The 3,583-nt window shown below is 58.0% G+C and carries 6 protein-coding genes; all 6 read right to left on the reverse strand.

All coding sequences use genetic code 11. The annotated features are described in order from the left end of the window. A partial coding sequence (locus tag ACYVDE_RS17410) for a biotin/lipoyl-containing protein (RefSeq protein ID WP_460502819.1) occupies positions 1-288 on the reverse strand: 288 nt, incomplete at its 3' end. 203 nt (positions 289-491) lie between these two features. Beyond that, positions 492-887, reverse strand: a complete 396-nt coding sequence (locus ACYVDE_RS17415; RefSeq protein ID WP_460502820.1) for a hypothetical protein — start codon at positions 885-887, stop codon at positions 492-494. Positions 888-958: 71 nt separating this feature from the next. After that, positions 959-1,303: a hypothetical protein gene (locus tag ACYVDE_RS17420; RefSeq protein WP_460502821.1), complete on the reverse strand. Its 345-nt coding sequence runs from the start codon at positions 1,301-1,303 to the stop codon at positions 959-961. A gap of 31 nt (positions 1,304-1,334) precedes the next feature. Continuing rightward, positions 1,335-1,721, reverse strand: coding sequence for a hypothetical protein (locus ACYVDE_RS17425; RefSeq protein WP_460502822.1), 387 nt, complete (start codon positions 1,719-1,721; stop codon positions 1,335-1,337). 101 nt (positions 1,722-1,822) lie between these two features. Continuing rightward, a complete protein-coding gene (accC, locus tag ACYVDE_RS17430) occupies positions 1,823-3,166 on the reverse strand; it encodes an acetyl-CoA carboxylase biotin carboxylase subunit (RefSeq protein WP_460502823.1) in 1,344 nt (447 codons plus the stop codon). Between the two features lie 125 nt (positions 3,167-3,291). Continuing rightward, positions 3,292-3,583, reverse strand: a 292-nt coding sequence (gene accB / locus ACYVDE_RS17435) for an acetyl-CoA carboxylase biotin carboxyl carrier protein (RefSeq protein WP_460502824.1), incomplete at its 5' end; no start/stop codon positions are given.

Raw genomic sequence — 3,583 nt, forward strand, 5'->3', positions numbered from 1 at the left:
CGGCGCGGCTGGTGCAGCGGCCGGAGCCGACGCGCCTGCGGCGGCGGCATCGGTCTCTACAATGGCAATGGGCGCGCCCACGGCCACAACCTGGCCTTCCTGCACCAGAATCTCGGCCAGTACGCCGGCGTAAATGGCGGGAACTTCGGTATCAACTTTATCGGTGGCCACTTCCAGCACTGATTCGTCCTGCTCGATGGTGTCGCCAACTTGTTTGAGCCATTTCAGGACGGTGCCTTCCATGATGGATTCGCCCATCTTGGGCATCGTCATTTCCACTCGTGCCATAGGTAAGGAGGGTATTGGGGTAATTGAGGTGGGGTGGGAGTTTGGTGCCGCAAAGGTAGCCCAAAAGCTGAACGCCCCTGCCGTACGGGACGACGGGGGCGTTTTAATAATCTAAAACCCGCTCACCCTCTGGTATCGGCTACGGTAAATGTCAGAAAATCAAGACTGAGCTAAGAATGCCTGCCTTGCTAGCTTACTCAATCTTAATACTTCGCATGAAAGTATTTTGGCTTCAGCCGGCAGCGTATCTCGGGCGGCAGGGGCCAGCCCTGCTCGTACTGCCGCACCACGAGTTGCTCGCGGTCGGGGCTGTAACGCAGGGCCTGCCGCAACCCGACCACGGTGGCCACCAGGGTAATAAGGGCATTCACGCTCACCAGCTCATTCTCGCCCCGCGCCGAGCTGGTGAACATGCCCACGATGCTAGCCGCACCGGTTCCCAAAGCTCCTTCGGCCGCGTGCCGATGTTTTTTGAACAGTTGGTGCACGGCGAAAGCCGAATCGCGCACCGGACGAGCTACGGGAGGCGGCGTTTGGGCAGCACTCAGTTTTGGTAGGGCCAGCAGTAGTACCCCACCCGTCACAACAAAAAAACGCATCAATAAAATGGAAAGGCCGGAATTCCTATTCAGGAGTTCCGGCCCTCGTCAATCGTTGCAGGATAGCCCAGCTATTCCGTAATCGTAATTCCCGGCAGGCCCTCTTCGGTCAGGTCGCCGCCCGTGGCCGCGGCCTGCTGCCGAAACTTCGAGAAGCAGATGCTGCGGTTGGAGGCGTACTTGTTGGTGGGGTCGCTGATGATGACGACGTGCGGAAATGTACCAAACTCCTTGCCTTCGTAGAGCAGCGTTTTCTTAATGCCCAAATCAGGCTTGTTCACCACGTCGACGTAGATTTTGCGGCCCACGCCCTGCGGCCCGGGCTTGGCAAACAGCACCGTGGCTTCGATGCTGCCGTTGCAGGAATCGGTGCAGGAGGTAAGTAACAGGCCCACACTTAGCCCCAAGACTGCCACGAGTTTTGAAAAATAAGCTTGCTGGCTCAATTTATTGCGGTTTAATAGTGCCAATTGCAGGCAGGTCAGACTCGTTGTAATATTCCTGCCGATGCGCTGTGTCGCAGGAATGAAACAGCAACGCCAGCCATACGAAAGCTCCTAACGTCTTAAAATGACGCCTTTGCCAAGCCCGCAATTCTCCCGGTTCGGTAAAGCCCTGTAGCAGCAACCAGCCCAGAAAGGGCGAAAGCAGCGCTAAATACAAGGGCAGGTTTTCGCCCTTGTATTCCAATTGCCAGCTTTCCGGGTGAGGATTATCATTCATGCTTACCCAGGCTGCGTTGTGGTAGTAGCCACTCACAGTGGGGTTTTGCATCACGGCCGTCTGGGTAAGCGAAACCAAGATGAACAACAGCCCCCAAGTGAGGGGAGCCATTGCCAGTTGTATGCCTCCCAGTTCCCGATGGCTATACAGCCACCAAGCGTAGCCAGCCAAAACGAAAAAACCTACTACCCACCCTTCCATCGGGCATTCGATTACAGTACCGAGAAGTCAAACGTCTCCAAGAATTTCGTCGTGAAATTACCGGCTTTGAAATCCTCGTTGTCCATCAACGCGAGGTGGAAGGGGATGGTCGTTTTCACGCCTTCTACCACGAACTCGCTCAGGGCGCGCTTCATTTTTACGATGCACTCCTCGCGGGTCTGGGCTACGGTGATGAGCTTGGCAATCATCGAGTCGTAGTTCGGCGGGATGGTGTAGCCCGCGTACACGTGCGTATCGACGCGTACGCCGTGTCCGCCGGGGATGTGCAGCGTGGTAATCTTGCCCGGGGTGGGGCGGAAGTTGTGGCGCGGGTCTTCGGCGTTGATGCGGCACTCCATGGCGTGCAGCTGCGGGAAGTAGTTCTTGCCCGAAATCGGGATGCCGGCCGCTACCTTAATCTGCTCCTTAATGAGGTCGTAGGCCACTACTTCCTCCGTCACGGGGTGCTCCACCTGAATACGGGTGTTCATCTCCATGAAGTAGAAGTCGCGGTTTTTATCCACCAGAAACTCGATGGTACCCACGCCTTCGTAGCCGATGCTGGCGGCGCCTTTGACGGCGGCCGCGCCCATTTTCTCGCGCAGCGAGTCCGTCATGAACGGCGAAGGCGACTCTTCCACCAGCTTCTGGTGACGGCGCTGAATGCTGCAGTCACGCTCCGACAAGTGGCACACGTGGCCGAACTGGTCGCCCACCACCTGAATCTCGATATGGCGGGGCTCCTCCACAAACTTCTCAAGGTACATGCCATCGTTGCCGAAGGCGGCCTTCGACTCGGTGCGGGCGTCGTCCCAGGCTTTCTGGAACTCGTCTTCCGAGTTGATGACGCGCATGCCGCGGCCACCGCCACCGGCCGTGGCCTTTAGCATCACCGGATACTTAATTTTGGCAGCAATTTTCTTGCCTTGCTCGGCGCTTTCCAATAGGCCGTCGGAGCCGGGCACGCAGGGCACGCCGGCTTTCTTCATCGTGTCCTTGGCCGTGGCCTTGTCGCCCATCTGGTTAATCATCTCGGGCGAGGCCCCGATGAACTTAATCCCGTTTTCGGCGCAGATGCGCGAGAACTCGGCGTTCTCGCTCAGGAAGCCGTAGCCGGGGTGAATGGCGTCGGCGTTGGTGATTTCGCAGGCCGCAATCAGGTTGGGCATGCTCAGGTAGCTGTCTTTCGAGGCGGGCGGGCCAATGCATACGGCCTCGTCGGCAAACTTCACGTGCAGGCTCTCCTTGTCGGCAGTCGAGTACACGGCCACCGTTTTGATGCCCATTTCCTTGCAGGTGCGGATGATGCGCAGGGCAATTTCGCCCCGGTTGGCGATGAGTATTTTCTTGAACATGGGGGTGGGATGGTCAGGGTTAAAACCTGTCATCCTGAGCGGAGCGAAGGACCTTACCACGTTCGAACAATTCGTTCCGACATGATAAGGTCCTTCGCTGCGCTCAGGATGACAAACGGGAGCAACTACTCAATCAGAAACAGTGGCTGGTCGTACTCCACCGGCGACGCGTTGTCGACCAGGGCCTTCACGATGCGGCCGCTTTCTTCCGCCTCAATTTCATTGAACAGCTTCATGGCTTCGATGATGCAGATAACCTGGCCTTTCTCCACCTTGTCGCCCACCTGCACGAACGGAGCCACGTCGGGCCCGCTGCTGCGGTAGAAGGTGCCAATCATCGGGGCTTTCAGGGCCTTGTGGCTAGCCGCCGAAGCTTCAGCGGCGGCCGGGGCCGCTGCGGGAACCGCCGCCGGAGCC

Source organism: Hymenobacter agri, from assembly GCF_054778495.1.

Coding starts and splice junctions, on each gene's coding strand:
- ACYVDE_RS17425 (WP_460502822.1), bottom strand. CDS start 1,721: ATGGCTCCCCTCACTTGGGGGCTGTTGTTCATCTTGGTTTCGCTTACC.
- accC (WP_460502823.1), bottom strand. CDS start 3,166: ATGTTCAAGAAAATACTCATCGCCAACCGGGGCGAAATTGCCCTGCGC.
- ACYVDE_RS17415 (WP_460502820.1), bottom strand. CDS start 887: ATGCGTTTTTTTGTTGTGACGGGTGGGGTACTACTGCTGGCCCTACCA.